A 20,727-nucleotide genomic window follows, 5' to 3' on the forward strand; every position below is an offset into this window, starting at 1 on the left:
CGGCCGATGACCTCCAAACATGCCGTCGCCCCCACGTTGCAGGCCGACGCACTGGAAAAGGGCTTCATGTCCGGCGATGTGCAGGTGCCGGTGCTGCGTGGCCTGTCGCTGGACATCTATCCCGGCGAACTGACCCTGGTATCCGGCCCGTCCGGCTGCGGCAAGAGTACGCTGTTGTCGCTGCTGTCCGGCCTGTCCGCACCCGATGGTGGTCGCGTGCATGCACTCGGCCAGGATGTGGGCCACATGAGCCGCGCCGAAGTGGAGCGTTTTCGCCTGCACCATGTCGGTTTCGTGTTCCAGGGCTTCAACCTGTTCCCGGCGCTGACCGCGCTGGAGCAGGTGCAGCTGCCACTGGGCTACCGCGGCATGAGCAATCGCGAAAGCGAACCGCTGGCGCGCCGTGCGCTGGAAGAAGTCGGCCTCAGCCATCGCAGCCACATGCGCCCGGCGCAGCTGTCCGGTGGTGAGAAGCAGCGCGTTGCTGTCGCCCGCGCATTTGCAAAGTCGCCGACGCTGATCTTCGCCGACGAACCCACCAGTGCGCTGGATGCCGAGAACGGCCAGCGCGTGATCGACATCCTGCATCGCTATGCACGCGCGCATGGCGCCACCGTGCTGTGCGTGAGCCACGATCCGCGCCTGATCCGGCATGCCGATCGGGTGATCGCCATGGAAGACGGCATGGTCCGTGATGACCGCCGCCAGAACGAAACTGTAGAGTCCGCCCCATGACCAAGACGTCGCACCTGCTTCCCCTCAGCCTGGCTCTGTCCGCGGCATTGCTGCTCGGTGCCTGTTCCAGGGAAGCGCCCACCCCCGCATCTGCACCCTCAGGCAAGGCGGGTACTGCCGTCGCCGGAAAGGTCGCCGTGGCGCGGGGCATCATCGACGTTGAAGGCGGGCTGATCGCACTGGCGCCGCCGGTGGATGGCTCGATCACCGCTGCGCCGGTGAAGGAAGGCGCCGTGGTGAAGAAGGGGCAGCTGCTGCTGTCGCTGGATGGCGCCCTGTTGCAGCAGGAAGTAGCAATGGCCACCGCCGACCTGGCGTTGGCCAATGATCGCCTGAAGGGCAGCCAGGCGCAGCTGCGCGAACTGGAGCGCAACGCCACCCGCCTGTCCACGGGCGCCAGCGAAGGCGTGTCCTCGAACCAGCAGGCCGATGCGGCCAAGCAGCAGCTGGCCGGCGTACGTGCCGATGTCGACGTTGCCGGTGCGCAGGTCGATATGGCCCAGCACAAGCTGGAGCACGCCAGGCTGAAACTGCAGCAGATGTCGTTGAGCGCGCCGGAAGCCGGCACCGTGGTCGGCCAGGTGCCGGGCCTCGGCGCTTTCGTGCAGGCGGGCAAGCCGGCGATCTCGTTGTTGCCGGCGCGCCCGCTGCAGGTGCGTGCCGAACTCAGTGCCGCCTACGCCGACGCGGTGCAGGTAGGCATGCAGGCCACCGTGGTGCCGGACAGCGATGGCGCCGAGAACACCGGCACGCTGCCGCCGGCACGCGTGGTACGCATCAGCCCGGTGTTCGCGCAGGCGCGCCTGCCTGAAGACGCAGGCCGTGGCGTAGCCAAGGTGGTGGAGTGCGTGCTGGAGTTCGATGGCGAGGCCAAGGCGCGCTTCGGCCAGCACGTGCGCGTGGAGTTCCGGAAGTAACTTCAGCCCGGTGGCGGGGCTGGTTCATGGGCCCTGCGATGCCGGAGCGTGCGCCAGGCGCTCACCACCGAGACAAGGCATAGCGCCAGCAGCAGGCCCACATCCAGCAGCAGTAACCACAGCAGGTGGGTGCCATGTACCGGCGGCTGGTGCATGGCCGAGAGCATCCACGGCACCGACCACGCCAGCAGCAGCGCGAAGGCGATCAGCAGGCGCAACCACAGCCGCTTCAGTTTCCAGGGCCGCACGATCAAGGCGGCCACCACCAGCTCGACCGTTCCCAGCAGTGCGAACACGATGACGGTGCTGGTCGGGTAGGGCAGCTCGGCGCCCTCCAAGTGATGCAGCAGCCAGTAGTCCGGGGTGAAGCCGGCATTGACCAGTGCGGCGATCAGCGCCAGCCAGGTCAGCGCGACCAGCAGCCAGAACAGGCGGACGTAGCGTCTAGGCATCGGCGGTGTCCGTGGTGGCGGGCAGGTGGTTGCGTGATGCATACCACGCGGAAATGGCGATCGCGGCCAGTGCCAGCAAGCCGGGCCCGACGGTGAAGTACAGCAGGCGCAGCGGGTGGTTGTGCATCAGTGTCCAGCTCGCGAACGCCAGGGGAATCGCCAGCACCAGCAGCTTGGCGAAGAGCGGTCGCAGCACGGCGATCAGTGGCTGGGCGCCAATGAACATCCAGAACAGATGAAACTGGGCGATGCCCAGGCCGATGTCACGATGTGAAGCAAAGCCGAAATGGTCGCGATACCCGTTCATTCCCAGTGGTATGAGTGCCCAGTACAGCAGGGCCACCAGCAGGTGCAGCAGCAGGGCGATCAACAGGGGCGTGCCGCGAAGGAACATGGGCGAACCGGGCCGGGCGGGGCAGCGTACCCCAGCGCGTACGCCTGTGACCGCATGATGTGAAGACTGTTGACGGCGTGAAGGAATTTGGACACAATAGCGCTCCTTCGACGCAGGTCGAACGGAATCTGCGGGAATAGCTCAGTTGGTAGAGCGCAACCTTGCCAAGGTTGAGGTCGCGAGTTCGAGTCTCGTTTCCCGCTCCAGATTCTACAGGGCCCCGGTAGGGGCCTTGTTTTTCTCCCGCCATGGCGAGGCGGGGCACGTTGGGCCACAAGGCTTTGCGCGCAGTCAGAAAGGTGAAATCGCTGGTGTGTTTTCCGGATTTCCGGTAGCATGTCGGCTTACGCGGGAATAGCTCAGTTGGTAGAGCGCAACCTTGCCAAGGTTGAGGTCGCGAGTTCGAGTCTCGTTTCCCGCTCCATGTTCCGACAGGCCCCGTCTTGGGGTTTTGTCTTGTCAGGGCTCAGTTCCTGGCGCGCAGTACGTTGGCCTCATGGCAGAGTGGCTATGCACCGGATTGCAAATCCGTTTACAGCGGTTCGATTCCGCTTGAGGCCTCCAATTGAAAAGCCCTGACTCCGGTCAGGGCTTTTTGTTTGCCTGGATACCGGCACGCGCCCGGATCGATACCCGCTACAACCGGGCCAGCGCCTGCACCGTGGCCTGGGTCAGCGGTTGCGGCAGGGCATCCCGCGCGAACCAGCCCAGCCCGGTCTGCACGCCCGGCTCCTGGATGGAGGCCTCGATGCCGGCAATTGCCTGGGCTTCGTAGATCGGCGCGACCCAATGCTGCGCAAGCGCCGGCTCGAAATGATCGGCCACGCACAGCAGGCGCAGCAGCGTCACTTCCAACGCCGTCTCCTCGCGGATTTCACGGACCACGGCAGCCTCCACCGTTTCCATCCAGTCGACTTTTCCACCGGGCAGGCCCCAATGCCCGCGCTCCGGCTCGCGTCCGCGCTGGATCAGCAGGATGCGGCCGTCGGCATCACGGACGACGGCGCCACATCCCACGCGGGGAATCTGCAGTTCAGTCATGGCGGTGAATGAAGGAGGGACGGTTTTCATTCTTGCATGCACGCCGCACCGGGCGAACCCGCGCTAGGCTGGGCACCTGTGCATCAACAACCTCGCGGGTGTGTCGCATGGTCATCCGGCAACTTGGTGCTGACGACGCCGACATTCTCTGGCAGGCGCGGTTGCAGGCGCTTCGCGAGTCGCCCGCTGCGTTCCTGTCCACGCTGGCCGAGGCGCAGAATGAGACAGCAGACGTGATGCGCGCCCAGCTTGCTGATCCCGGCACGCGTTATTTCGGCGCTTTCATCGACGGCAAGCTTGCGGGCTTCCTGCGCTACGTACGCCCGATGCGAACGGCGCGACGGCATACGGCGGAAGTGCACAGTGTCCATGTGGGCACCGGCCACCGTGGCCAGGGTATCGCCCGCCACCTTCTTCTTGCTGCGTTTGCATCTGCGCGCGCCGAGGGCATTGAATCGCTCACCCTCACGGTGCTGGAGGACAATGCTGCTGCGCGCGGGCTGTATGAATCGCTGGGTTTCAGCGTACTCGGCAGGGAGCCGCGCGCAGTCAAGCGCGAGGGCAGCTACACGGATATCGTTTCGTACTGGATCACATTGCACTGACAGTGAAACGTTACTGCGGGCCCGGTCATGTTTCCGTGGCACGATGGGCCTGGACACACATTCATTCGACGAAGATAGGGCAATGCACGTTCAGGTATGCCGCTGGCAAAGCGTAGCGCCGCAACACCGTCAGCAGGCGGTGGATCTGCTCCGCCAGGCTTTCCCGGACATGCAGGGCGAGGGCTACGCCATCCCGGGGCCGGTTGCTCTGGTCCTGGCGATGGAAAGTGATCACGTGGTCGCCCACCTCGCACTGTACGAACGCAATGCACTGCTGGATGGCGAGCCGGAACGCATCGGCCTGATCGGCGGCGTGGTGGTGCGTGCCGACGTTCGCCGGCAAGGCGTTGCCTCGCGCTTGATCGAGGCGGCCCATGCAGAGCTGCGCCTGCACGGTATCGATTTTGCCGTGCTGTTCGCTCTGGATCATCGGCACTATGCTTCTGCGGGCTATGTGCCGATGCAGAACGAGACCTGCTTCATTGAAGACGGTCACGTACGTCGGTTCGTCTATCGCGGCGGCATGGTGGCCACGCTGGGAGCGCGCCGCTGGACCACGGATGTGCTCGATCTGCAGGGCGAAACGGTCTGAATGGCGGCAGCGTGCAGTCGCCACCAAACCACCGTATCGTGGCGGTTGTCCAATGAACCAGGGAGTGGTGCAGGATGAAGGGGAAGGTAGTGATGGCGATGATCCTGCTGGGGTGTGCCCCGCTGGCATCGGCCCAGGTCTACAAGTGCAAGGGCGCATCCGGCGAAACGGTGTACAGCCAGAATCCCTGTGCTGCCGGCGCTGAACCCATGAAGCTGCGTTCCAGCCGTTCCTCCACGGAATCGGCGGGGGAGGCATCGAACCGCGCGGCGGTGTACCAGAACACCGAACTGGCCGACGCCGGCATCGCCGAGCGCAACTGCGTGCAGGGCGAGCGCTCGCGCATCTACGGTCCGCTGGAGTCGCGCAGCCAGCAGATCGGTCGGCAGATCGCCGAGTTGAACCGGCAGATGGCCGCGTCGAGCAACAACCTGGCCGGCGCAACCCGTGACTCGGGCATCCGCACGCAGATTGCCAGCCTGCAGCAATCGTTGAGTGCCGAGCGGATGGCGGCGGATACACAGATGGCGAGTGCGCGCGAACAGTGCGCCTCGACCCGGCGTGAACGCGAGCGTTCGGTGCGCGACAAGTTCAGCAACGTACCCGCGGGTACGCCATGAGTCGTTACCGCTAGGCGGGAAGGCGCATGGGTGTCTCCGCACGGAAGTTGCGCCCGACCGGCGCGCTCACGCCCAGGCAGTGCCGGAACAGGTAGATCAGCGGTTTCCAGCGCGCCACATCGATGTGCTGGGTGCCGTCCACGGTGATGTCTTCGTGCGCATGCACGCAGCGGATGCGGCCTTCGACGATCACGAAGCCCTGGCCATCATCTTCGCCTGGCGGATGCATCGCCATTACGCTGGCCTCCACCTGCAGCGGGCACTCGGCAATGGTCAGCGGAGCAACGTGGGTGGATGCGACGGGGCTGAACCCGCCCAGCGCGAATTTGTCACGCACATGCACGTAGCCCATCGCCTGCTTGGCGGCCGGCACAGGGTTGCAGCCGGTCGCTCTGGCGATGGCCTCGACCTGTGCGGCCTGCGCGGAGGAGGGGAAGTTCAGCACGCACTCGTTGCGCAGCTGCAGGTTGCGATAGCCCTGGCCGTGCGTGCCGAGGCCCAGCACCACCCGGTTGCCCAGTGCCCAGAACGAAGAAAGCGGGCTGATGTTGCTGCTGCCATCGTCATTCAACGTGGTCATCAGCAGCACGGGCGTGCCTGGGTACAGGACCGAAGGGGTGATGCGGCGGCGATGGATCGAAGCGGTCTTCACGGCAGGTCTCGCGGTTGCGGGCGGCCACTGTGCCGTGCCAGCGGCTGCAGACGCTTCGGCCTGCATCGAACTGTCGGCAGATGACGGCATGCCACAATGCGGCATGGTCCACACCTCCGGTTCCCTTGTCAGTGTCGGTGCCCTGGTCGGGGACCAGGCGCGTGCCGCCATGCTGCTGCAGCTGATGGATGGACGGGCCTATACCGCGACGGAGCTGGCGCGCGTGGCCGGGGTAAGCCCGCAGACGGCGAGCACGCACCTGCGCAGGCTGGTCGAGGGCGACCTGCTGGTGGCGGTGGCGCAGGGGCGTCATCGCTACCACCGGCTGGCCTCGAGCGAGGTGGCAGAGATGCTCGAAGGCATCCTGCGCGTGGCCGACCGCACGCCCTCGTGCACCGCCGCAGCGTCACGCAGCATGCCTGCACTGCGCGAGGCGCGTTCCTGCTATCGGCACCTGGCCGGCGTGCACGCGGTCGCCATCACCGATCGCCTGCTGCAGGCGGGGCATGTACTGCCATGCGAAGGGCATTGGCAGATCAGCGCTGGAGGCGCCGCATTCCTTGCCGGACTGGGCCTGCCGTTGCGCGAGCTCCTGCAGCAGCCGGTGACGGCCAAGCCGGCGCGCTACTGCCGTGGCTGCCTGGACTGCACCGAACGGCGGCCGCACCTGGCAGGGCTGGTCGGTGAGGCGATGCTGGACAGTTTCGTGAACAACGATTGGCTGCGGCGCGTCGAGGGCCGGCGCGAACTGCGGCTGACGCCACCCGGGCGCGAGGCGCTGTGGCGGCTGTTCAACCTGGCGACCTGAGGCGCCCGCTCAGTCTCAGTCACCCACGACATGGCAAGGCGCTATGGTCGAGTTCCACGTCTCAGGGAGCTGCAATGGCGAGCAAGGACATCACGGGTCGCTTCGGGCACGGAGCGAGCCGGAAATGAGCAAAATCATGGCAGATGTGCGCTGGCTGACCTTTCGGCTGAAGAACGGGCAATCCATCGGGCCGGAGCGGCTGAAGGATGGATGGGTGATTGCCTCAGAAACCGCCCGCTGCGAAGTCCGCCGCGAGCATATCGAGGGATCGGGCCTGGTGTATGCCCTGTATGCGCCGGCCAACCTGGCCTCACCGCGGCGCGCGGAAATGCGCATGCGCGAATTCCTGATGAGCTCGGGCTACACCTTCACGATGGGCACGCTGGGCGGCTGATCCCCGCCTGCTGCGGCTACGGGCGCACGGCCAAGACCTGGCCGAGCGCGCCGATCTGACCGCGCGCATCGAATGGCACTGTGCTGGTCGGCCGACACCGGGGTGGCCAAACGGCACCGACATGTCGAAGCCCAGCCACTCGCCTTCGGGCATGCCGAACAGGTGCGCGGTCGGATCGAGGGGAGGCGACACATGCTGCGCGGGTCCTTGCACCGTAAGCGTTGCCAGCCTGGCGGACACGTTTCGCTACGCGATGGACTCAGCGTTGCACTGTCTTCAAGGCATCGACAACCTGTGCTTCCGAAAAGCCACAATGCCCTTCGCCCACCGATGGCAGTACCCGCGGCGCTGGCCGCGCACCGGCGTGTGCGGCCAACTGCGGATACACCGTCTGCATGTGCGGCACGATGGTCGGGTCGTTGTGGTTGAACTGGATCACCAGCGGTCGCTTCAGTGCGCCGGTCAGCGCCAGCGTCGCACGTACCTTGGCCTGCGCGGCAGGTACAGCATCCAGGCGCCGCACCCCAGCGTTGAATGCGGCGTCATCGCCGAAGCCGCTGTAGACCACGCCCATGTTGCCAACCGGCATGCCACCGCTGCGTGTGGCCAGTTCATGCAGGACCAGGGCGTGCAGGCTGATCGTGCCGGCTACTTCGTCGGGGGAAACCTGCAGCCGCTGCGCCAGCAACGCGGCATGCGCTGGGTCGCGCTGCAATGCAGTGGCGATACTCTGGTACAGCTCACCCTGCGGCAGCATGGCGGCTTGGCGCGATGCCAGCCCGGTGCCCGGCAGCCCCTCGGCCTTGGGGAAGAAATAGTCGAACGCGACCAGCGTGGTGAGCAGGTCGGCCGCGATCTGTTCGCCGCTGAGATTGGCGCCGCACAGCGACACGCCACCGGCATAGTGCTGCGGGAAGCGCTCGAGGCTGCCAATGGCCACGGCACCGCCCATCGAGAAGCCCAGGATCCAGGTGTGCTGCACGCGCTTGAGTTCATCCAGCGCATGTTGTCGCAGGTGTTCCATGTCGTTGACCGCATCAGCCACCGCCCAGCCCTGGCTGGAATACGCGCTCTGCGCGACGGCGTAACCGGCGCCCAGCAGCGCTGCCATGCTGTCGTTGGCAGCCATCGGCGTGGTGCGCGGCGCGCCCACGGGCTCATAGCCATGGGCCAGCATCACCAGGTCGCCGTTCCAGTCTGCCGGTACATCCAGCCGCCAGGGGGCGCCCTGCAGCTCGCCGCTGAGCGTGCGTGGCGCCGTGGGTGGCGTTGCCAGCAATGCCGTCGAAGGAAGCAGCAGGCCAAGGGCGAGGGCACATCGAAGCAAGGGGCGCATCGTGGTCATTCCATGCGGGAATGGCGCCGAGCATAGATGCCAGCGAAACGTTGCGCGCGCTGCACTGCCGCAGGGGATTGCGGGCCGAACAGGCGGCGCTCTACGCTGTCGACATGGTCCCGCACGTCACCGCGTCGATTATCCGCATTCCCCACGGGAAGGCGGGGTAGCGCGCGGTCGTCACGGCCCTGCAACCCGCCCGGGAAGGCGGATTGCAGGCAGCGCTCTCCCGGGAACTGGAATCCACCGAGGAGATCGCAGATGCAACACCCTTCATCCGCCGATGGCGGCGCAACCCTGCACCTGCTGTGCGGCAAGATCGGCGCAGGCAAATCGACGTTGTCGCAACAGCTGGCGGCCAAGCCTCGCCACGTATTGATCAGCGAAGATGCCTGGTTGGCCACGCTGCACCCGGGCGAAATCCACTCCGTCGCCGATTATCTGCAGCGCGCAGCCACGCTGCGCAGCGTGCTGACCGATCATCTGCGTGCGCTGCTGCAGGCCGGCGTCTCGGTGGTGCTCGATTTCCCCTTCAACACGCCCGCCACCCGCGGGTGGGCACGTGCGGTGTTCTCGCCAGTGGGCGCCGCGCATCAACTGCACTTCCTCGATATCGCCGACGAGGTCTGCAAGGCGCGGCTGCGTGCACGCAATGCATGCGGCGAGCATCCCTTCCAGGCCAGCGATGAGGAATTCGAGCAGATCACCCGCCACTTCGTTGCACCGGCCGCAGAAGAGGGTTTCATGGTGATGCGCTACACCGAGGCAGGCCCGGCATAGCGCGGTCGGCTCAGTCGCCGACTGCCGGCTTGCCTTCGGTGGCGGTGCGCACGAGCGTCCTGCGGAAGGTCTCGACCAGGGGGCGCAGGTTAATGTGGTGCCAGGCCGCCCACAGCGGTGTGCGGTAGCTGAACCACGGCAGCTCGCGCAGCACCACGCCGTCCGGCGCCTGGTGATCCAGGCTCTGCTGGACGGTGGTCAGGCCCAGGCCGGCGGCAACCAGGCCAAGCGCGGCCAGTGGCTCGGTCGCTTCCATGGCGATGGTCGGGGTGAACCCGGCTTTCGCACACGCGGCGATGAAGGTGTCGTGGCGCAGTGCGTTTTCCCTGTGCATCACGCCGATCCACTGCTGGCTGGCCAGATCCTCTGGCGTGATGGTCTCTGCGCTGGCCAGCGGGTGGTCGGCCGGCACGGCCAGCAGCATCGGGTCGTTCAGCACCTGCGTGGCTTCCAGGTCCGGATCGTCGAACGCCGGTGGTTCGCAGACCAGGGCGATGTCCAGGCTGCGTTGTCGCAGGCCTTCCAGCTGCACGTCCGACTGCTGGTTGTAGAGCGCGATATGCACCGCCGGGCGATCGCCGCGCAGTTCGCGCAGGGCGGTGGGCAATACGCCGGAGTGCATCGCGTACTCCAGATAGCCGATGCACAGGCCGCCTTCGTCGCCGCGGCCGAGCCGGCGTGCCAGCGATTCCAGCCGGTTGGCATGGGTCAGCAGGGCCCGCGCCTCGGCCAGGAAGGTACGGCCATCGGCGGTCAGCCGGATGCGCTGCTGCGAGCGTTCGAACAGCTGCAGCTCCAGCCGTTCCTCCAGCTGGGCGATCTGCCGGCTGAGCGGGGATTGGGAGATGTGAAGGCGCTCGGCAGCGCGGCCGACGTGTTCATCTTCGGCGACTGCCACGAAGTAGCGCAGTTGGCGGAGGTCGAGCATAAGACCTTGTAGGACTCAAGATAATCAAATTATGTCTTGGAGGGTCTTATCGGGCAAGCCTAGCCTGTGCCTCAACTTCAACAACCTCCCCAAGGGGGAATCCATGAGCATCAACACGCTGCTGGCTGGCAAGACCCTCGGCTTCGGCACCGCCCCACTGGGCAACATGTTCCGTGACATTCCGGAAGCCGAGGCCCAGGCCACGGTGGACGCGGCCTGGGAACAGGGCACCCGCTACTTCGATACCGCCCCGTTCTATGGCGCAGGCCTGGCCGAGATCCGCCTTGGCGACGCGCTGGCCAAGCGCAACCGCGATGACTTCGTGCTCAGCACCAAGGTCGGCCGCCTGATCCTGGACGAAGTGGAAGACACCAGCGCCCGCGACCTTGGCGAGAAGGGCGGCCTGTTCGTCGCCGGCCGCCCCAACAAGCTGGTCAACGACTATTCGGCCGATGCCACCCTGCGCTCCATCGACGACAGCCTCACGCGCCTGAAGACCGATCGCCTGGATATCGTCTGGGTGCATGACATCGCCCAGGACTTCTACGGCGATGAGTGGCTGTCCTATTTCGAGACTGCACGCCGCGGCGCCTTCAAGGTGCTGACCCGCCTGCGCGAGGAAGGCGTGATCAAGGCCTGGGGCCTGGGCGTCAACCGTGTCGAGCCGATCGAGCTGACCCTGGACCTGGATGAAGTCCGTCCCGACGGCTTCCTGCTGGCCGGCCGCTATTCGCTGCTCGACCACGAGCGTGCGCTGCAGCGGGTGATGACCAAGGCGGCCGAGCGCAACACCGGCATCGTGGTCGGCGGTCCGTACAGCTCCGGCGTGCTGGCCGGTGGCAGCCACTTCGAGTACCAGAAGGCGTCGCCGGAGATCCTGGCCAAGGTCGAGCGCATCAAGGCCATCGCGGCCGAGTACGGCATCAGCATCAAGGCGGCCGCGTTGCAGTTCTCGCTGGCCAACCCGGCAGTGGCTGCGGTGATCCCGGGCGCCAGCCGTCCCGAGCGCATCGCCGAAGACTACGCCGCACTGAAGGAAATCATCCCGGCCGGGTTCTGGCAGGCGCTGCGCGCCCAGGGCCTGGTCGCGGCCAACGCCCCGCTGCCGATCGACAACATCTGAGTCCCGAAGGAGACATTCCCATGGCAACTGCTTTTGTATCCATCACCGTGCCGACCCCGGCCGACCAAGTCTGGAACCTCATCGGCGGCTTCGATTCATTGCCCGACTGGCTTCCGTACATTCCCCAGAGCACGCTCAGCGAAGGCGGTCGCGTGCGCCATCTGGCCAATCCCGATGGCGATGCCATCGTCGAGCGCCTGGAAGCCTTCGACCAGGCCGATCGCAGTTACACCTACTCGATCCTGCAGGCCCCGTTCCCGGTCAGCGGCTATCGATCCACCCTGCGTGTGGTCGAGCAGGGCGACGGTTCGCGGATCGACTGGTCCGGTGAGTTCACTCCGGTGGGCGTCAGCAACGAAGAAGCGTCCGCGCTGTTCGAGGGCATCTATCGCGATGGCCTGAAGGCCCTGGAAACCACGCTGGCCGGGTGAATGCCCGTGTGGCGTTGACCGCATGCAGGCGCCCCGGCCGGTCCGGGGCGTTTGTGTGTCAGCGTGCGGGAGCCGGCCCACCGCAGGCGATGCGGTGCATCGGGAAATCCATTGCCTGTTCCGGATTGTCCTGCGCGATCTCGATGCGCGCATTCGCCCGCTGCTCGTCCAGGCGCCGGTAGCGGATGCGCTGCGGAAAGTCGTTGGCCGGGTTCTCGAACACCGCTTCGTTGCCATCGACCCGCGTGGCGTTGAAGTCCGTGGCGTTCTGGCCAGAGGGCAGGGCGGTCAGCACCAGGCGCCCATCATCGTGCTGGCGCAGTTGCATGAATTCGAAGCCGACGGTTCGCCCGTCACGAAGGCTGCGGCTGCTGCCGAACAGGGTGTTTCCAGCAAGGCTGGACCACTGCTCGCCGGCGCCGGGCGGCTGCCCATCAAGCTGCCAGCAACCGGCCAGCCACGCCAGGTGTTCGATCTTCGACGGCGGCGAGGCCTGTGCGTGGGCCACCGCAAGCAGCAGCGTCAGCAGGGCCGGGGCGGTGCGGATCGACATCGGTGCCTCCATGCGCGGGAATCTGTGGCCTGTATAGCGCCCGGTGGATCGCCGGGCCAGTGCCCTCCTTTCCTGCAGTGATTCCGATACGATCTGTCGCACTGAGCCTGTCTCGCTTGACCCAACGTCCCGCCATGGTCGATCGCCTCGCCATTCTGCTTGAACGCTTCGCGGTCACCGCCTCGGTGTTCCATGCCGGTGCGCTGTGCGGCATCAACACGCTGGAGGGTGAGGATGAAGCCGGGCAGCTGCACCTGGTGCGACGTGGCCCGCTGCAGGTCAGTCATGCCCAGCAGACCGTACAGGTGGATGTGCCCAGCCTGCTGCTGTATCCGCGGCCGATGCCGCACCGCTTCAGTACCGACCCACAGCAGGGCGCCGACATGGCCTGCGCGAACCTGCATTTCGAAGGCGGCCGGCTCAATCCGATCAGCGCCGCGTTGCCGGATTTCATCTGCCTGCCACTGGCCGAGCTGTATGGCGGCAAGGCGGCCCTGGAGTTGTTGTTCGAAGAAGCGTTCGAGCAGCGTTGCGGGCGAGCGGCGATGGTCAACCGCCTGTTCGAGGTGGTGATGATCCAGGTGCTGCGCCAGCTGATGGAAGGTGGCGAAATGCGCGGCGGTCTGTTCGCTGGGCTTGGCCATCCGCGATTGCGGTTGGCGCTGGTGGCGATGCACGAAGCCCCGGCGCAGGGGTGGACGCTGGAGGATCTGGCCGAGGTGGCCGGCATGTCACGCAGCGTGTTCGCCGCCAGCTTCCGCGAAGCGATGGGGACCACCCCGGGCCAGTACCTGCAAGGCTGGCGGGTCGGGCTGGCGCAGCAGGCGCTGCGCCAGGGCCGGCCGCTGAAGCGGATTGCCGACGAGGTGGGCTACGGCAGCGAGGCGGCACTCTCGCGCGCGTTCAAGGCGCACACGGGGCAGTCGCCACGCGAATGGCGCGGACAGGCGCGTGCTGGCGCGGCCTGAGCCTCAGCCCAGGACCAACCGGGCCAGCTTCATGCCACCGAACAGGCCGGCAAGGCCCAGCGCCACCGAGCCACCGGCATACAGCGCGGCCAGTCCGTGCTGCCCGCGCTGCAGCAGCAGGCCGATCTCCAGCGCATAGGTAGAGAACGTGGTGTAGCCGCCAAGGATGCCGGTGGCGAGCAACAGGCGAAGCTGCGGCGAGGCACCATTGCGCATCGCGAAGACCTCGACCACCACGCCCATCAGCAGGGCGCCGCTGATGTTGATCAGGAAGGTCGACCACGGCCAGGGGCTGCCGACGGCCACTCGGGCGCCGATCAGGTTGCAGGCGTGGCGCAGGCAGGCACCGATGCCGCCGCCGACGAAGACCAAGAAATAGTTGTTCAATGCTTGCATGGCGTGCCTCGAATGCGGGTTCGCAGGGTCGATGGCGAACGCCGAGGGCAGGCACGGCCTGCCATCGACGAACACCGGGTTCGTCTTGGCAGGAGCCATCAGCCTTCTCAGGCGGTTATCGGGGGAGCCCCATCCCCATCGTGCTCCATGCTACCAGCGGTAGTGCATTCACGTCATCGAGGTGGTCAGCACGCGGGCGACCTTGCTGCGGCTGAAGCCATCCATCAGCAGTTCGAACGCGAGCAGGTCCAGCGCCGCGTGGCGGCGGTGGTCGATTTCCAGGCCATTCTCGGCCACCAGATGACTGACCAGCTCGTAGGCGTCCTGCCATACATCCAGGTGGGCCTGGCTGGGAATGTAGGCGTTACCCGGCTCCCCGACGCCGCGCCCGTTCACTCCGTACAGCAGCTCGCGTGCGTCCAGCTTGGCCGCATCTGCGATGCGGAACAGCTGCTCGGCTTTCACATGGGACGCACTGACATGGTCGTTGAGCCAGTTGCTGATGGTTGCCGTGGTGGATTTGGCGGCGCGGGCCAGATCGGCCGGGCGGGGGTGCCCGGCTTTCTTCATGGCGGCGGCGAGTCGTTGGCCGAGAGTATTCATCTATGCAAGCCAGCTTAACGCGTGGAATGCGAAGAATCCTTGCCGCAAGAATAAGTCTGGTTAACAGAAGGGCAGACCATGACCGAATTCTGGAACAAGCGGCAGGTGCGCACGCGGCTGGGATTCCAGACCGATGCGGAGCTGGCGCGCTTCTTCGGCATCAGCCGTTCCGCAGTATCGCAATGGCCGAAAGACTTCCCGATTCCGGCTCTGCGGCAGTACATCCTGCATCAGCGCTACCCGAACCTGTTCCCCGCAACTGCCGCCGCCGAAGTCGAATCCATCTGAATTACGCCGCTTTTTGTCGCATTTAGCACGCTAAGCGCATTCGGCTAAGTACACTTAGCAAAATAGGAAAAACTGATCGTTCTGGCAGTACCGATCGTCGACGCCTACCGGCTGCCGTGACAGGTGCCTGGGTCGCGTTGTCGGCTTCACCCCATCCGGGAGGGGCGGGGTCCCGTATGTAGTTTCGTGAACGATTAATAATTTCAATCGCGAAAGTCGCTGCATGTAATTGACCTGTCGTGAAATCTGTGACTAATTTGGATCAACCGGACGTGAAGCCCGGGAGTCTTTCAGTAGCACGCAAGTGAGTCGGTAGACCGTCAACGATGCAGAACAAGTCCAACGGAGGTCGTATGGAATACGGCATGCATGGCTTGGCTGAACGGGTACGCCGCGAACTGGAAGCCAGCTATCACAAACACGGATGCGGTCCGGCGTTCTGGGATACCTACCAGCAGGTGCTGGACCGGCTCGTCCCGCAGGGGACCGAGCGTACCGAGTTCACCAACGAAATGGCGCTGATCATCGAGCAGCTGGGCATTGTCCGACGTGCGCAGCTGGTTCCGCCGCACGCCGACGGGCCGCGTTGATTCAGAGCAAGCGCCAGGCGCCGAAGGCAAGCAGCGTCAGCATCAAGCACAGCAGGGCCAGGGTCCGGGGTCGCCACCAGCGCTTCTGTTGCCCGGCCATCGCCTGCGGACTGCAGTAGCGCACCAGCCCCGGACCGAACCCGGCCCGGTGCTGTTGCTGTGCGCAGGCTTCCAGACAGGCGCCGCAGGCCAGGCAGTCGGCCTGCGGCCCCTGGCGGATGTCCAACTGCATCGGGCAGGCGCTGACACAGGCGGCACAATCGGTGCAGTCTCCGAGACGATCGGCGTTGAAGGTCGGCATCGGTCCGGCCAGCAGCGGGTGCGCGGCGCGGAACACGTAGTCCTGGGCGGTGGTCGGGTCGAGCAGGCCGCGACCCCGGCCCAGTACGCCGCCCAGCCCCGACGGGCGCGGCCCACGCGGCTCGCCGCGGCGGGCGTCGTACAGCATGCGTGGCGTGTGTGGATCGGTCAGCAGCGGCTGCATGCGTGCGAATGGGCACAACGAACGGCAGACCTGTTCGCGCAGGAAACCGGCATTGCCCCAGGTGGCGGCGGCGTAGAACAGCACCCAGAAGGTCTCCCAGCCGCTCCAGCCAGCACGCGGCGCTGCGATCACCAGCTCGGCGATCGGGCTGAACAGGCCCACGAAGGTGATGCCGGTCCACAGTGAGAGCAGCCCCCAGGCCAGCTGCGTGGCCGCGCGCGCAACGCGTGCCGGAAGCGTGCGGACCATGCCGCCGGCGATCCAGTCGAAGGCGCGGCGCCAAAGTGTCTGCGGGCACGCGTGGCCGCACCAGATGCGCCCGGCGAGGTGGGTGAGCAGGGCAAGGCCCACCGCGAGCACCGCCAGCAGGCCGATCAGCACGCCGACGTCGCTGGGCCACAGGGTCCAGCCGAACAGGTCGAAGCGCCGTGCGTTGATGTCCAGCAGCAACGCCTGCCGCCCGTCCCAGCGCAGCCACGGCAGGGCGTAGAACAGCGCCAGCAGGGCTGTGCTGAGCGTGCCGCGCCAGTGCCGGGGCCTGGTTCTCGAGGTAGGGCGCGCGCTCATCCCAGTGGCAGCTCGTCGTCGTCGTCACTGGGCATCGGGCGTTGCAGGTACCAGGTGACCGCGCTGGACAGCGCCGTCACCGTCCAGAACATGAAGAAGCCTGCGGTATAGCCCAGCTCGCGGCTGATGGAGGTGTCCGGGAAACTGATTGCCTGCAGGCGCAGGGGATCGACGAAGGCGAAGAACACCACGCTGGCCACGCCCGCGGCGATGAAGCTGGGCCAAAGGATGGCGCCCCAGTGCTGGATCAGCTGCTGGCGGCGGCTGGGAGAGGGTCTGTTCATGCTGTCCCGGATCGAAAAGTGGGCGGCGCGTATACTCCGCCGAGGTTGGCGCAGCATCCGCAGGGCATGCTTCCTGCAGGCGTGCCAGCCTAGGTGCAGCCGACTGCGCCGACATTGATCTGGATCAACGGTGGTGCCGCCTCGCTGCGGCACACTGCCGGCACGCTTTGGGTACCCCGATGAACGCAACACCGCCGCCTGTTCTCCCCGTCGCCTCGCCTGGGTTGTGTACCGAGCAGGAGGTGACCCGCCTGGTCCACGACTTCTACGCGCGCGTGCGCGAGGAAGAGCGCCTCGGGCCGGTGTTCGAGGCGCATGTGCACGACTGGCCAGAGCACCTGGCACAGCTGGTCGACTTCTGGTCGGCGATGCTGCGCGGTACCCGCCGCTTCAAGGGCTCGCCGATGTCCAAGCACATGGCCATCGAGCTGGACAAGGACCTGTTCGACCGATGGCTGGTGCTGTTCCGGATCACCACGGCCGAATGCGACAACCCGGCGATGCAGGAACTGGCCAACGACGTGGCCGCACGCATCGGCGATACCTTCTGGAAGCGCTACCAGATGCTGCGCTGGCCGCAGGTCGGGCTGCCGGTGCTGGGGATCGCCGCCAAGGATTGATCTGGGTCAAGGCGGTAGCGGCCGTCCGGCGCGATGCTGGTGGCATGGACACGTTCTCTCCCGCCGCCGGTGGCCTGGCCTGGACCTTCGACCCCGACCTTCTGCGCCGGCATGACCGGCCGGGGCCACGCTACACCTCGTATCCGACCGCGCCGCACTTCCACGATGGCTTCGATGCACCGGCGCTGCGCCAGGCGATTGCCGACAGCAACAAGCTGGCACGCGCGCTGTCGCTGTACGTGCATGTGCCGTTCTGTTCCAGCCCGTGCTTCTACTGCGGCTGCAACCGGGTGATCACCCGCGATCGCGGTCGTGGCCACAGCTATGTGTCGCGCCTGCTGGCCGAGGCCGATCTGCTGGCACCACAGTTCGATGACGGTCGCGAGGTCATCCAGCTGCACCTGGGTGGCGGTACGCCGAATTTCCTGGATGCCGAGGCGATGACCACGCTGGTGGAAGGCCTGCGCCGTCGCTTTGACTTCAGCGATTCGCCGCAGCGCGATTTTTCGATCGAGCTCGATCCGCGCTTCATCGATGCCCGCGACGTGGGGATGCTGGCGCGGCTGGGGTTCAACCGGGCCAGCCTGGGCGTGCAGGATTTCGACCCGTTGGTGCAGGAATCGATCAACCGCGTGCAGGGCGTGCAGCAGACCCTGGACATCCTCCGTGCGTGCCGCGACAGCGGCATGCGTTCGGTCAATGTCGACCTGATCTACGGCCTGCCCGGGCAGAGCCTGGAGGGATTCGGGCGAACCCTGGACCGGGTACTGGCGCTGCGCCCCGACCGCCTGGCGGTCTACGGCTACGCACACCTGCCGCATCTGTTCCGCGCGCAGAAGCAGATCGACGAAAGCCGCTTGCCCTCTCCAGAAGACAAGCTGGCGCTGCTGGGGCTGGCGGTGGAGAAGCTCTCCGCGGCCGGCTACCAGTACATCGGCATGGATCATTTCGCATTGCCGGAGGAGGATCTTTCACGCGCGCAGCGTGCCGGCCAGCTGCATCGCAACTTCATGGGCTACACCACCCACGCCGATACCGATCTGCTCGGCCTGGGCGTCAGTGCGATCAGCCATATCGGTGCCACCTACAGCCAGAATCCACGTGACCTGCCGTCGTGGGAGGACGCGGTGGACCAGGGACAGTTGCCGGTCTGGCGCGGTGTCGCGCTGAGTGCCGACGACCAGCTGCGCGCGGAGCTGATCCAGCAGCTGATGTGCCAGGGCGAGGTGGATGGTGCAGTGCTGGGGCAGCGCCACGGCGTGGATTTCCAGCAGTACTTCGCCGAGGACCTGCGTTCGGTACAGCGGCTGCAGGAAGATGGCCTGGCCGAATACCGCGATGGCGTGGTGCGTGCCAGCGAACCCGGGCGACCGTTGCTGCGGTTGCTGGCAATGTGCTTCGACCCGTATCTGCGTGCCGCACATGAGCAACCACGTTACTCGCGGGCGATCTGAAAGCGGGATGTGCTGCGTGCGTGTGGTGCCCGGAGCCGGAATCGAACCGGCATGGGGTTGCCCCCGGCGGATTTTAAGTCCGATGCGTCTACCAGTTTCGCCATCCGGGCCTGCAGCGCGGCGCCGATTGTAGCCCACCTGCAGCGCGGCGACCGGATCGCGTCGCGCCGGTGACGTGCTTAACTGTTATCCCTGTTCATGTCATAGTCGCAACCATCGTTCCCGGGGGGGGAGCCACCCGATGTCGCTGCACGCGATTGCCTATGCCAGTGAGGCCCGCGCCGATCTGCGGACAACCGATCTTGATCGCCTGCTGGCCGATGCCACGGCCTTCAATCGTGTAGCGGGTGTCACCGGTGTGCTGATGTTCGATGGCAGCCGCTTCCTGCAGTATCTGGAAGGCCCGGAAGATGGCATCGATTCGGTGTTCCAGCGCATCGTCAATGCACGCAGCCATGCGCAGATGAGGGTGTTGTGCCGCGCGCCGGTACTGCAGCGTGCGTTCCCGCGCTGGTCGATGGGCACGCGGCGGATCGATGCGGACCTGCTGACCCAGATCGTTGACGCGGCGTGGCCGGGTTTCCTGCTGGGCAGTGGAGGTTTCGAGCGCCTGCTGCAGGCCTGGACCGGTGCCGATGGCGAGCTGGAACCGGCTGCGGTCGCGCTGGGCTCCTGAGCCCGCCTTGGCGGCGGGGTGCCGGGGCCGTTAGGCTGTAGCCTTCCTGGTGCGGGTTTTCCGGAGTGGTACAGCGAATGAGTGGGTTGGCCGAAGCCATGGCAGCACGCATCAGGTTTCACCCGGTGCACGGGATGTGCCGATGAGCGTGCCCGTTGCCGCGGCGGTGACGCCGCGTTTCGCTGTGATCGGCCTGGGTTACGTCGGCCTGCCGTTGGCGGTGGCGTTTGGCCGGCACTGGCCGACACTGGGCTTTGACATCGATGCCGGCCGCATCGCCGAGCTGCGCGGTGGCCGCGATCACACGCTGGAGATGGAGGCTGACGAGCTGGCCGAAGGCACGCATCTGCAGTACGGCAGCGATCCTTCGCTGCTCGATGCCTGCAATGTCTATATCGTCACCGTGCCTACCCCGATCGATGCCTACGAGCAGCCCGACCTGGAGCCATTGCGTTCGGCCAGCCGCCTGATCGCCAGCCATCTGCGCACGGGCGATCTGGTGATCTACGAATCCACGGTGTATCCCGGCACCACCGAAGAGGTGTGCGTGCCGCTGCTCGAGCAGGGCTCGGGCCTGCGCTTCAACGAGGATTTCTACTGCGGCTACAGCCCGGAACGGGTCAGCCCAGGTGACCGTCAGCGACGCCTGGCCGACATCCGCAAGATCACCTCCGGCTCGACGCCCGAGGTCGCGGCGGTGATTGATGGCCTGTACCAGCGCATCATCGACGCCGGGACCTTCCCGGCGCCGTCGATGCGCGTGGCCGAAGCAGCCAAGGTGGTCGAGAACATCCAGCGCGACGTCAACATCGCGCTGGTCAACGAGCTGGCGCTGATCTTCGACCGGCTCGGCATCGATACCCAGGACGTGCTCGATGCGGCGGGCAGCAAGTGGAATTTCCTGCCATTCCGGCCTGGCCTGGTGGGGGGGCATTGCATTGGCGTGGATCCGTACTACCTGCTGCACAAATCCGAAAGCGTGGGCTACCACCCGGACCTGATCCACACCGCACGGCAGGTCAACAACCGCGTCGGCGAGCACGTCGCCGCGCGGGTGCTGGCCATGCTGGCCGAGCGTGGCCGCGCACCCGCGCAGTCGCGTGTCCTGGTGCTGGGCGTGACCTTCAAGGAGGACTGCCCGGACCTGCGCAACAGTCGCGCGCTGGAACTGGCCCAGCGACTGCGCGATGCCGGTGCCGAGGTGGAAGTCAGCGACCCGTGGGTGGGGCCGGCGGCGCTGGCCGAGGCCGGCGTGCAGTGGCTGCCCGAGCCGGTTCCAGGCGGCTATGACGCGGTGGTGCTGGCGGTGGCCCATGCCCGCTTCAAGGCCATGGATGAAGCGGCCATCCGGGGCCTGCTGGCACCGGGGGGGCTGGTCTACGACGTGAAATCGGCCTGGCCGCGCAACGTGGTTGACGGTCGCCTGTAAGCCTGGG

Annotated in this window: 28 protein-coding genes, 4 tRNA genes and 1 riboswitch; of the genes, 20 read left to right on the plus strand and 12 right to left on the minus strand. The window is 66.2% G+C overall.

The window, feature by feature from the left end:
- Positions 1 to 6: 6 nt before the first annotated feature.
- Entirely contained in the window at positions 7 to 735 is a 729-nt protein-coding gene (locus ACZK29_RS07550; protein WP_106548992.1) for an ABC transporter ATP-binding protein, read from the plus strand.
- Positions 732 to 1,652, plus strand: coding sequence for an HlyD family secretion protein (locus tag ACZK29_RS07555; RefSeq protein ID WP_111112243.1), 921 nt, complete (start codon positions 732 to 734; stop codon positions 1,650 to 1,652). Before ACZK29_RS07550 ends, ACZK29_RS07555 begins: the two co-directional genes overlap by 4 nt.
- A gap of 2 nt (positions 1,653 to 1,654) precedes the next feature.
- Here ACZK29_RS07555 and ACZK29_RS07560 read toward each other — a convergent pair whose 3' ends face one another.
- Positions 1,655 to 2,104, minus strand: a complete 450-nt coding sequence (locus ACZK29_RS07560; RefSeq protein WP_111203407.1) for a hypothetical protein — start codon at positions 2,102 to 2,104, stop codon at positions 1,655 to 1,657.
- Entirely contained in the window at positions 2,097 to 2,498 is a 402-nt protein-coding gene (locus ACZK29_RS07565; protein WP_111203408.1) for a hypothetical protein, read from the minus strand. Before ACZK29_RS07565 ends, ACZK29_RS07560 begins: the two co-directional genes overlap by 8 nt.
- 130 nt (positions 2,499 to 2,628) lie before the next feature.
- Between ACZK29_RS07565 and ACZK29_RS07570 the strand changes: the two genes are divergently transcribed.
- From ACZK29_RS07570 to ACZK29_RS07580, 3 genes are all read left to right on the plus strand, one after another.
- Positions 2,629 to 2,704 (plus strand) — tRNA-Gly (locus tag ACZK29_RS07570).
- Between the two features lie 142 nt (positions 2,705 to 2,846).
- Positions 2,847 to 2,922: transfer RNA gene (locus ACZK29_RS07575), tRNA-Gly, on the plus strand.
- Positions 2,923 to 2,988: 66 nt separating this feature from the next.
- Positions 2,989 to 3,062 (plus strand) — tRNA-Cys (locus ACZK29_RS07580).
- Positions 3,063 to 3,134: 72 nt separating this feature from the next.
- On the opposite strand, the gene ACZK29_RS07585 is transcribed toward ACZK29_RS07580, so the two are convergent.
- Positions 3,135 to 3,539 carry an NUDIX hydrolase gene (locus tag ACZK29_RS07585; protein ID WP_111112217.1) on the minus strand — a complete coding sequence of 135 codons (405 nt, stop codon included), beginning with the start codon at positions 3,537 to 3,539 and terminating at the stop codon, positions 3,135 to 3,137.
- 107 nt (positions 3,540 to 3,646) lie between these two features.
- On the opposite strand from ACZK29_RS07585, the gene ACZK29_RS07590 reads away from it, so the two are divergent.
- From ACZK29_RS07590 to ACZK29_RS07600, 3 genes are all read left to right on the plus strand, one after another.
- Positions 3,647 to 4,144: a GNAT family N-acetyltransferase gene (locus ACZK29_RS07590; RefSeq protein WP_111203409.1), complete on the plus strand. Its 498-nt coding sequence runs from the start codon at positions 3,647 to 3,649 to the stop codon at positions 4,142 to 4,144.
- Positions 4,145 to 4,187: 43 nt separating this feature from the next.
- Positions 4,188 to 4,736, plus strand: coding sequence for a GNAT family N-acetyltransferase (locus ACZK29_RS07595; RefSeq protein WP_111203410.1), 549 nt, complete (start codon positions 4,188 to 4,190; stop codon positions 4,734 to 4,736).
- A 74-nt stretch (positions 4,737 to 4,810) separates the two neighbouring features.
- Positions 4,811 to 5,356, plus strand: coding sequence for a DUF4124 domain-containing protein (locus ACZK29_RS07600; protein ID WP_164146658.1), 546 nt, complete (start codon positions 4,811 to 4,813; stop codon positions 5,354 to 5,356).
- A 10-nt stretch (positions 5,357 to 5,366) separates the two neighbouring features.
- Here ACZK29_RS07600 and ACZK29_RS07605 read toward each other — a convergent pair whose 3' ends face one another.
- Positions 5,367 to 6,008, minus strand: coding sequence for a flavin reductase family protein (locus tag ACZK29_RS07605; protein WP_478446859.1), 642 nt, complete (start codon positions 6,006 to 6,008; stop codon positions 5,367 to 5,369).
- 103 nt (positions 6,009 to 6,111) lie between these two features.
- On the opposite strand from ACZK29_RS07605, the gene ACZK29_RS07610 reads away from it, so the two are divergent.
- Both ACZK29_RS07610 and ACZK29_RS07615 read left to right on the plus strand, forming a co-directional pair.
- Positions 6,112 to 6,816, plus strand: coding sequence for an ArsR/SmtB family transcription factor (locus tag ACZK29_RS07610; protein WP_478446860.1), 705 nt, complete (start codon positions 6,112 to 6,114; stop codon positions 6,814 to 6,816).
- 124 nt (positions 6,817 to 6,940) lie between these two features.
- Complete coding sequence (locus ACZK29_RS07615; protein ID WP_005408911.1) at positions 6,941 to 7,210, plus strand: hypothetical protein; 270 nt, start codon at positions 6,941 to 6,943, stop codon at positions 7,208 to 7,210.
- A gap of 259 nt (positions 7,211 to 7,469) precedes the next feature.
- Here the strand turns inward: ACZK29_RS07615 and ACZK29_RS07620 are convergent, their stop codons facing one another.
- Positions 7,470 to 8,546 carry an alpha/beta hydrolase family protein gene (locus ACZK29_RS07620; RefSeq protein WP_478446861.1) on the minus strand — a complete coding sequence of 359 codons (1,077 nt, stop codon included), beginning with the start codon at positions 8,544 to 8,546 and terminating at the stop codon, positions 7,470 to 7,472.
- A 261-nt stretch (positions 8,547 to 8,807) separates the two neighbouring features.
- On the opposite strand from ACZK29_RS07620, the gene ACZK29_RS07625 reads away from it, so the two are divergent.
- Entirely contained in the window at positions 8,808 to 9,326 is a 519-nt protein-coding gene (locus tag ACZK29_RS07625; RefSeq protein ID WP_049449133.1) for a P-loop nucleotide/nucleoside kinase family protein, read from the plus strand.
- 10 nt (positions 9,327 to 9,336) lie between these two features.
- Here the strand turns inward: ACZK29_RS07625 and ACZK29_RS07630 are convergent, their stop codons facing one another.
- Positions 9,337 to 10,254: a LysR family transcriptional regulator gene (locus ACZK29_RS07630; RefSeq protein WP_478446862.1), complete on the minus strand. Its 918-nt coding sequence runs from the start codon at positions 10,252 to 10,254 to the stop codon at positions 9,337 to 9,339.
- Between the two features lie 103 nt (positions 10,255 to 10,357).
- Between ACZK29_RS07630 and ACZK29_RS07635 the strand changes: the two genes are divergently transcribed.
- On the plus strand, positions 10,358 to 11,377 hold the full coding sequence (locus ACZK29_RS07635; RefSeq protein WP_478446863.1) for an aldo/keto reductase: 1,020 nt from the start codon (positions 10,358 to 10,360) through the stop codon (positions 11,375 to 11,377).
- A 20-nt stretch (positions 11,378 to 11,397) separates the two neighbouring features.
- Positions 11,398 to 11,808 (plus strand): SRPBCC family protein, encoded by a 411-nt coding sequence (locus tag ACZK29_RS07640; protein ID WP_088430743.1) that lies wholly within the window; start codon positions 11,398 to 11,400, stop codon positions 11,806 to 11,808.
- 58 nt (positions 11,809 to 11,866) lie between these two features.
- Here the strand turns inward: ACZK29_RS07640 and ACZK29_RS07645 are convergent, their stop codons facing one another.
- Positions 11,867 to 12,361 (minus strand): DUF6265 family protein, encoded by a 495-nt coding sequence (locus ACZK29_RS07645; RefSeq protein WP_111203417.1) that lies wholly within the window; start codon positions 12,359 to 12,361, stop codon positions 11,867 to 11,869.
- Between the two features lie 134 nt (positions 12,362 to 12,495).
- On the opposite strand from ACZK29_RS07645, the gene ACZK29_RS07650 reads away from it, so the two are divergent.
- Positions 12,496 to 13,329 (plus strand): AraC family transcriptional regulator, encoded by an 834-nt coding sequence (locus ACZK29_RS07650; protein WP_111203418.1) that lies wholly within the window; start codon positions 12,496 to 12,498, stop codon positions 13,327 to 13,329.
- 3 nt (positions 13,330 to 13,332) lie between these two features.
- Here the strand turns inward: ACZK29_RS07650 and crcB are convergent, their stop codons facing one another.
- Positions 13,333 to 13,725 carry a fluoride efflux transporter CrcB gene (gene crcB / locus ACZK29_RS07655; protein WP_005412844.1) on the minus strand — a complete coding sequence of 131 codons (393 nt, stop codon included), beginning with the start codon at positions 13,723 to 13,725 and terminating at the stop codon, positions 13,333 to 13,335.
- Positions 13,726 to 13,807: 82 nt separating this feature from the next.
- Positions 13,808 to 13,871: riboswitch (Fluoride riboswitch) on the minus strand.
- 22 nt (positions 13,872 to 13,893) lie between these two features.
- Complete coding sequence (locus ACZK29_RS07660) at positions 13,894 to 14,295, minus strand: transcriptional regulator (RefSeq protein WP_005408921.1); 402 nt, start codon at positions 14,293 to 14,295, stop codon at positions 13,894 to 13,896.
- 111 nt (positions 14,296 to 14,406) lie between these two features.
- On the opposite strand from ACZK29_RS07660, the gene ACZK29_RS07665 reads away from it, so the two are divergent.
- Both ACZK29_RS07665 and ACZK29_RS07670 read left to right on the plus strand, forming a co-directional pair.
- Positions 14,407 to 14,616, plus strand: a complete 210-nt coding sequence (locus ACZK29_RS07665) for a helix-turn-helix domain-containing protein (RefSeq protein ID WP_049430635.1) — start codon at positions 14,407 to 14,409, stop codon at positions 14,614 to 14,616.
- Positions 14,617 to 14,969: 353 nt separating this feature from the next.
- Entirely contained in the window at positions 14,970 to 15,206 is a 237-nt protein-coding gene (locus tag ACZK29_RS07670) for a hypothetical protein (protein WP_005408923.1), read from the plus strand.
- A gap of 1 nt (position 15,207) precedes the next feature.
- Here the strand turns inward: ACZK29_RS07670 and ACZK29_RS07675 are convergent, their stop codons facing one another.
- Positions 15,208 to 16,257: a 4Fe-4S dicluster domain-containing protein gene (locus ACZK29_RS07675; RefSeq protein ID WP_478446864.1), complete on the minus strand. Its 1,050-nt coding sequence runs from the start codon at positions 16,255 to 16,257 to the stop codon at positions 15,208 to 15,210.
- On the minus strand, positions 16,254 to 16,541 hold the full coding sequence (locus ACZK29_RS07680; protein WP_111203420.1) for a hypothetical protein: 288 nt from the start codon (positions 16,539 to 16,541) through the stop codon (positions 16,254 to 16,256). The genes ACZK29_RS07675 and ACZK29_RS07680 overlap by 4 nt, the downstream gene beginning before the upstream one ends.
- Before the next feature lie 179 nt (positions 16,542 to 16,720).
- Here ACZK29_RS07680 and ACZK29_RS07685 point away from each other — a divergent pair, with 179 nt between their 5' ends.
- Both ACZK29_RS07685 and hemN read left to right on the plus strand, forming a co-directional pair.
- The gene (locus ACZK29_RS07685; RefSeq protein ID WP_049430639.1) at positions 16,721 to 17,161 is read left to right on the plus strand and encodes a group III truncated hemoglobin; all 441 of its coding nucleotides are present in this window, start codon (positions 16,721 to 16,723) and stop codon (positions 17,159 to 17,161) included.
- Positions 17,162 to 17,205: 44 nt separating this feature from the next.
- On the plus strand, positions 17,206 to 18,615 hold the full coding sequence (gene hemN, locus ACZK29_RS07690) for an oxygen-independent coproporphyrinogen III oxidase (protein WP_459047542.1): 1,410 nt from the start codon (positions 17,206 to 17,208) through the stop codon (positions 18,613 to 18,615).
- Positions 18,616 to 18,638: 23 nt separating this feature from the next.
- On the opposite strand, the gene ACZK29_RS07695 is transcribed toward hemN, so the two are convergent.
- Positions 18,639 to 18,725, minus strand: a tRNA-Leu gene (locus tag ACZK29_RS07695).
- A 131-nt stretch (positions 18,726 to 18,856) separates the two neighbouring features.
- Here ACZK29_RS07695 and ACZK29_RS07700 point away from each other — a divergent pair.
- Both ACZK29_RS07700 and ACZK29_RS07705 read left to right on the plus strand, forming a co-directional pair.
- Complete coding sequence (locus tag ACZK29_RS07700) at positions 18,857 to 19,291, plus strand: BLUF domain-containing protein (RefSeq protein WP_111203475.1); 435 nt, start codon at positions 18,857 to 18,859, stop codon at positions 19,289 to 19,291.
- Positions 19,292 to 19,433: 142 nt separating this feature from the next.
- Entirely contained in the window at positions 19,434 to 20,720 is a 1,287-nt protein-coding gene (locus ACZK29_RS07705; RefSeq protein ID WP_111203476.1) for a nucleotide sugar dehydrogenase, read from the plus strand.
- The last annotated feature ends 7 nt before the right edge of the window (positions 20,721 to 20,727 follow it).

This window comes from Stenotrophomonas sp. 89682_Sma (assembly GCF_056481405.1).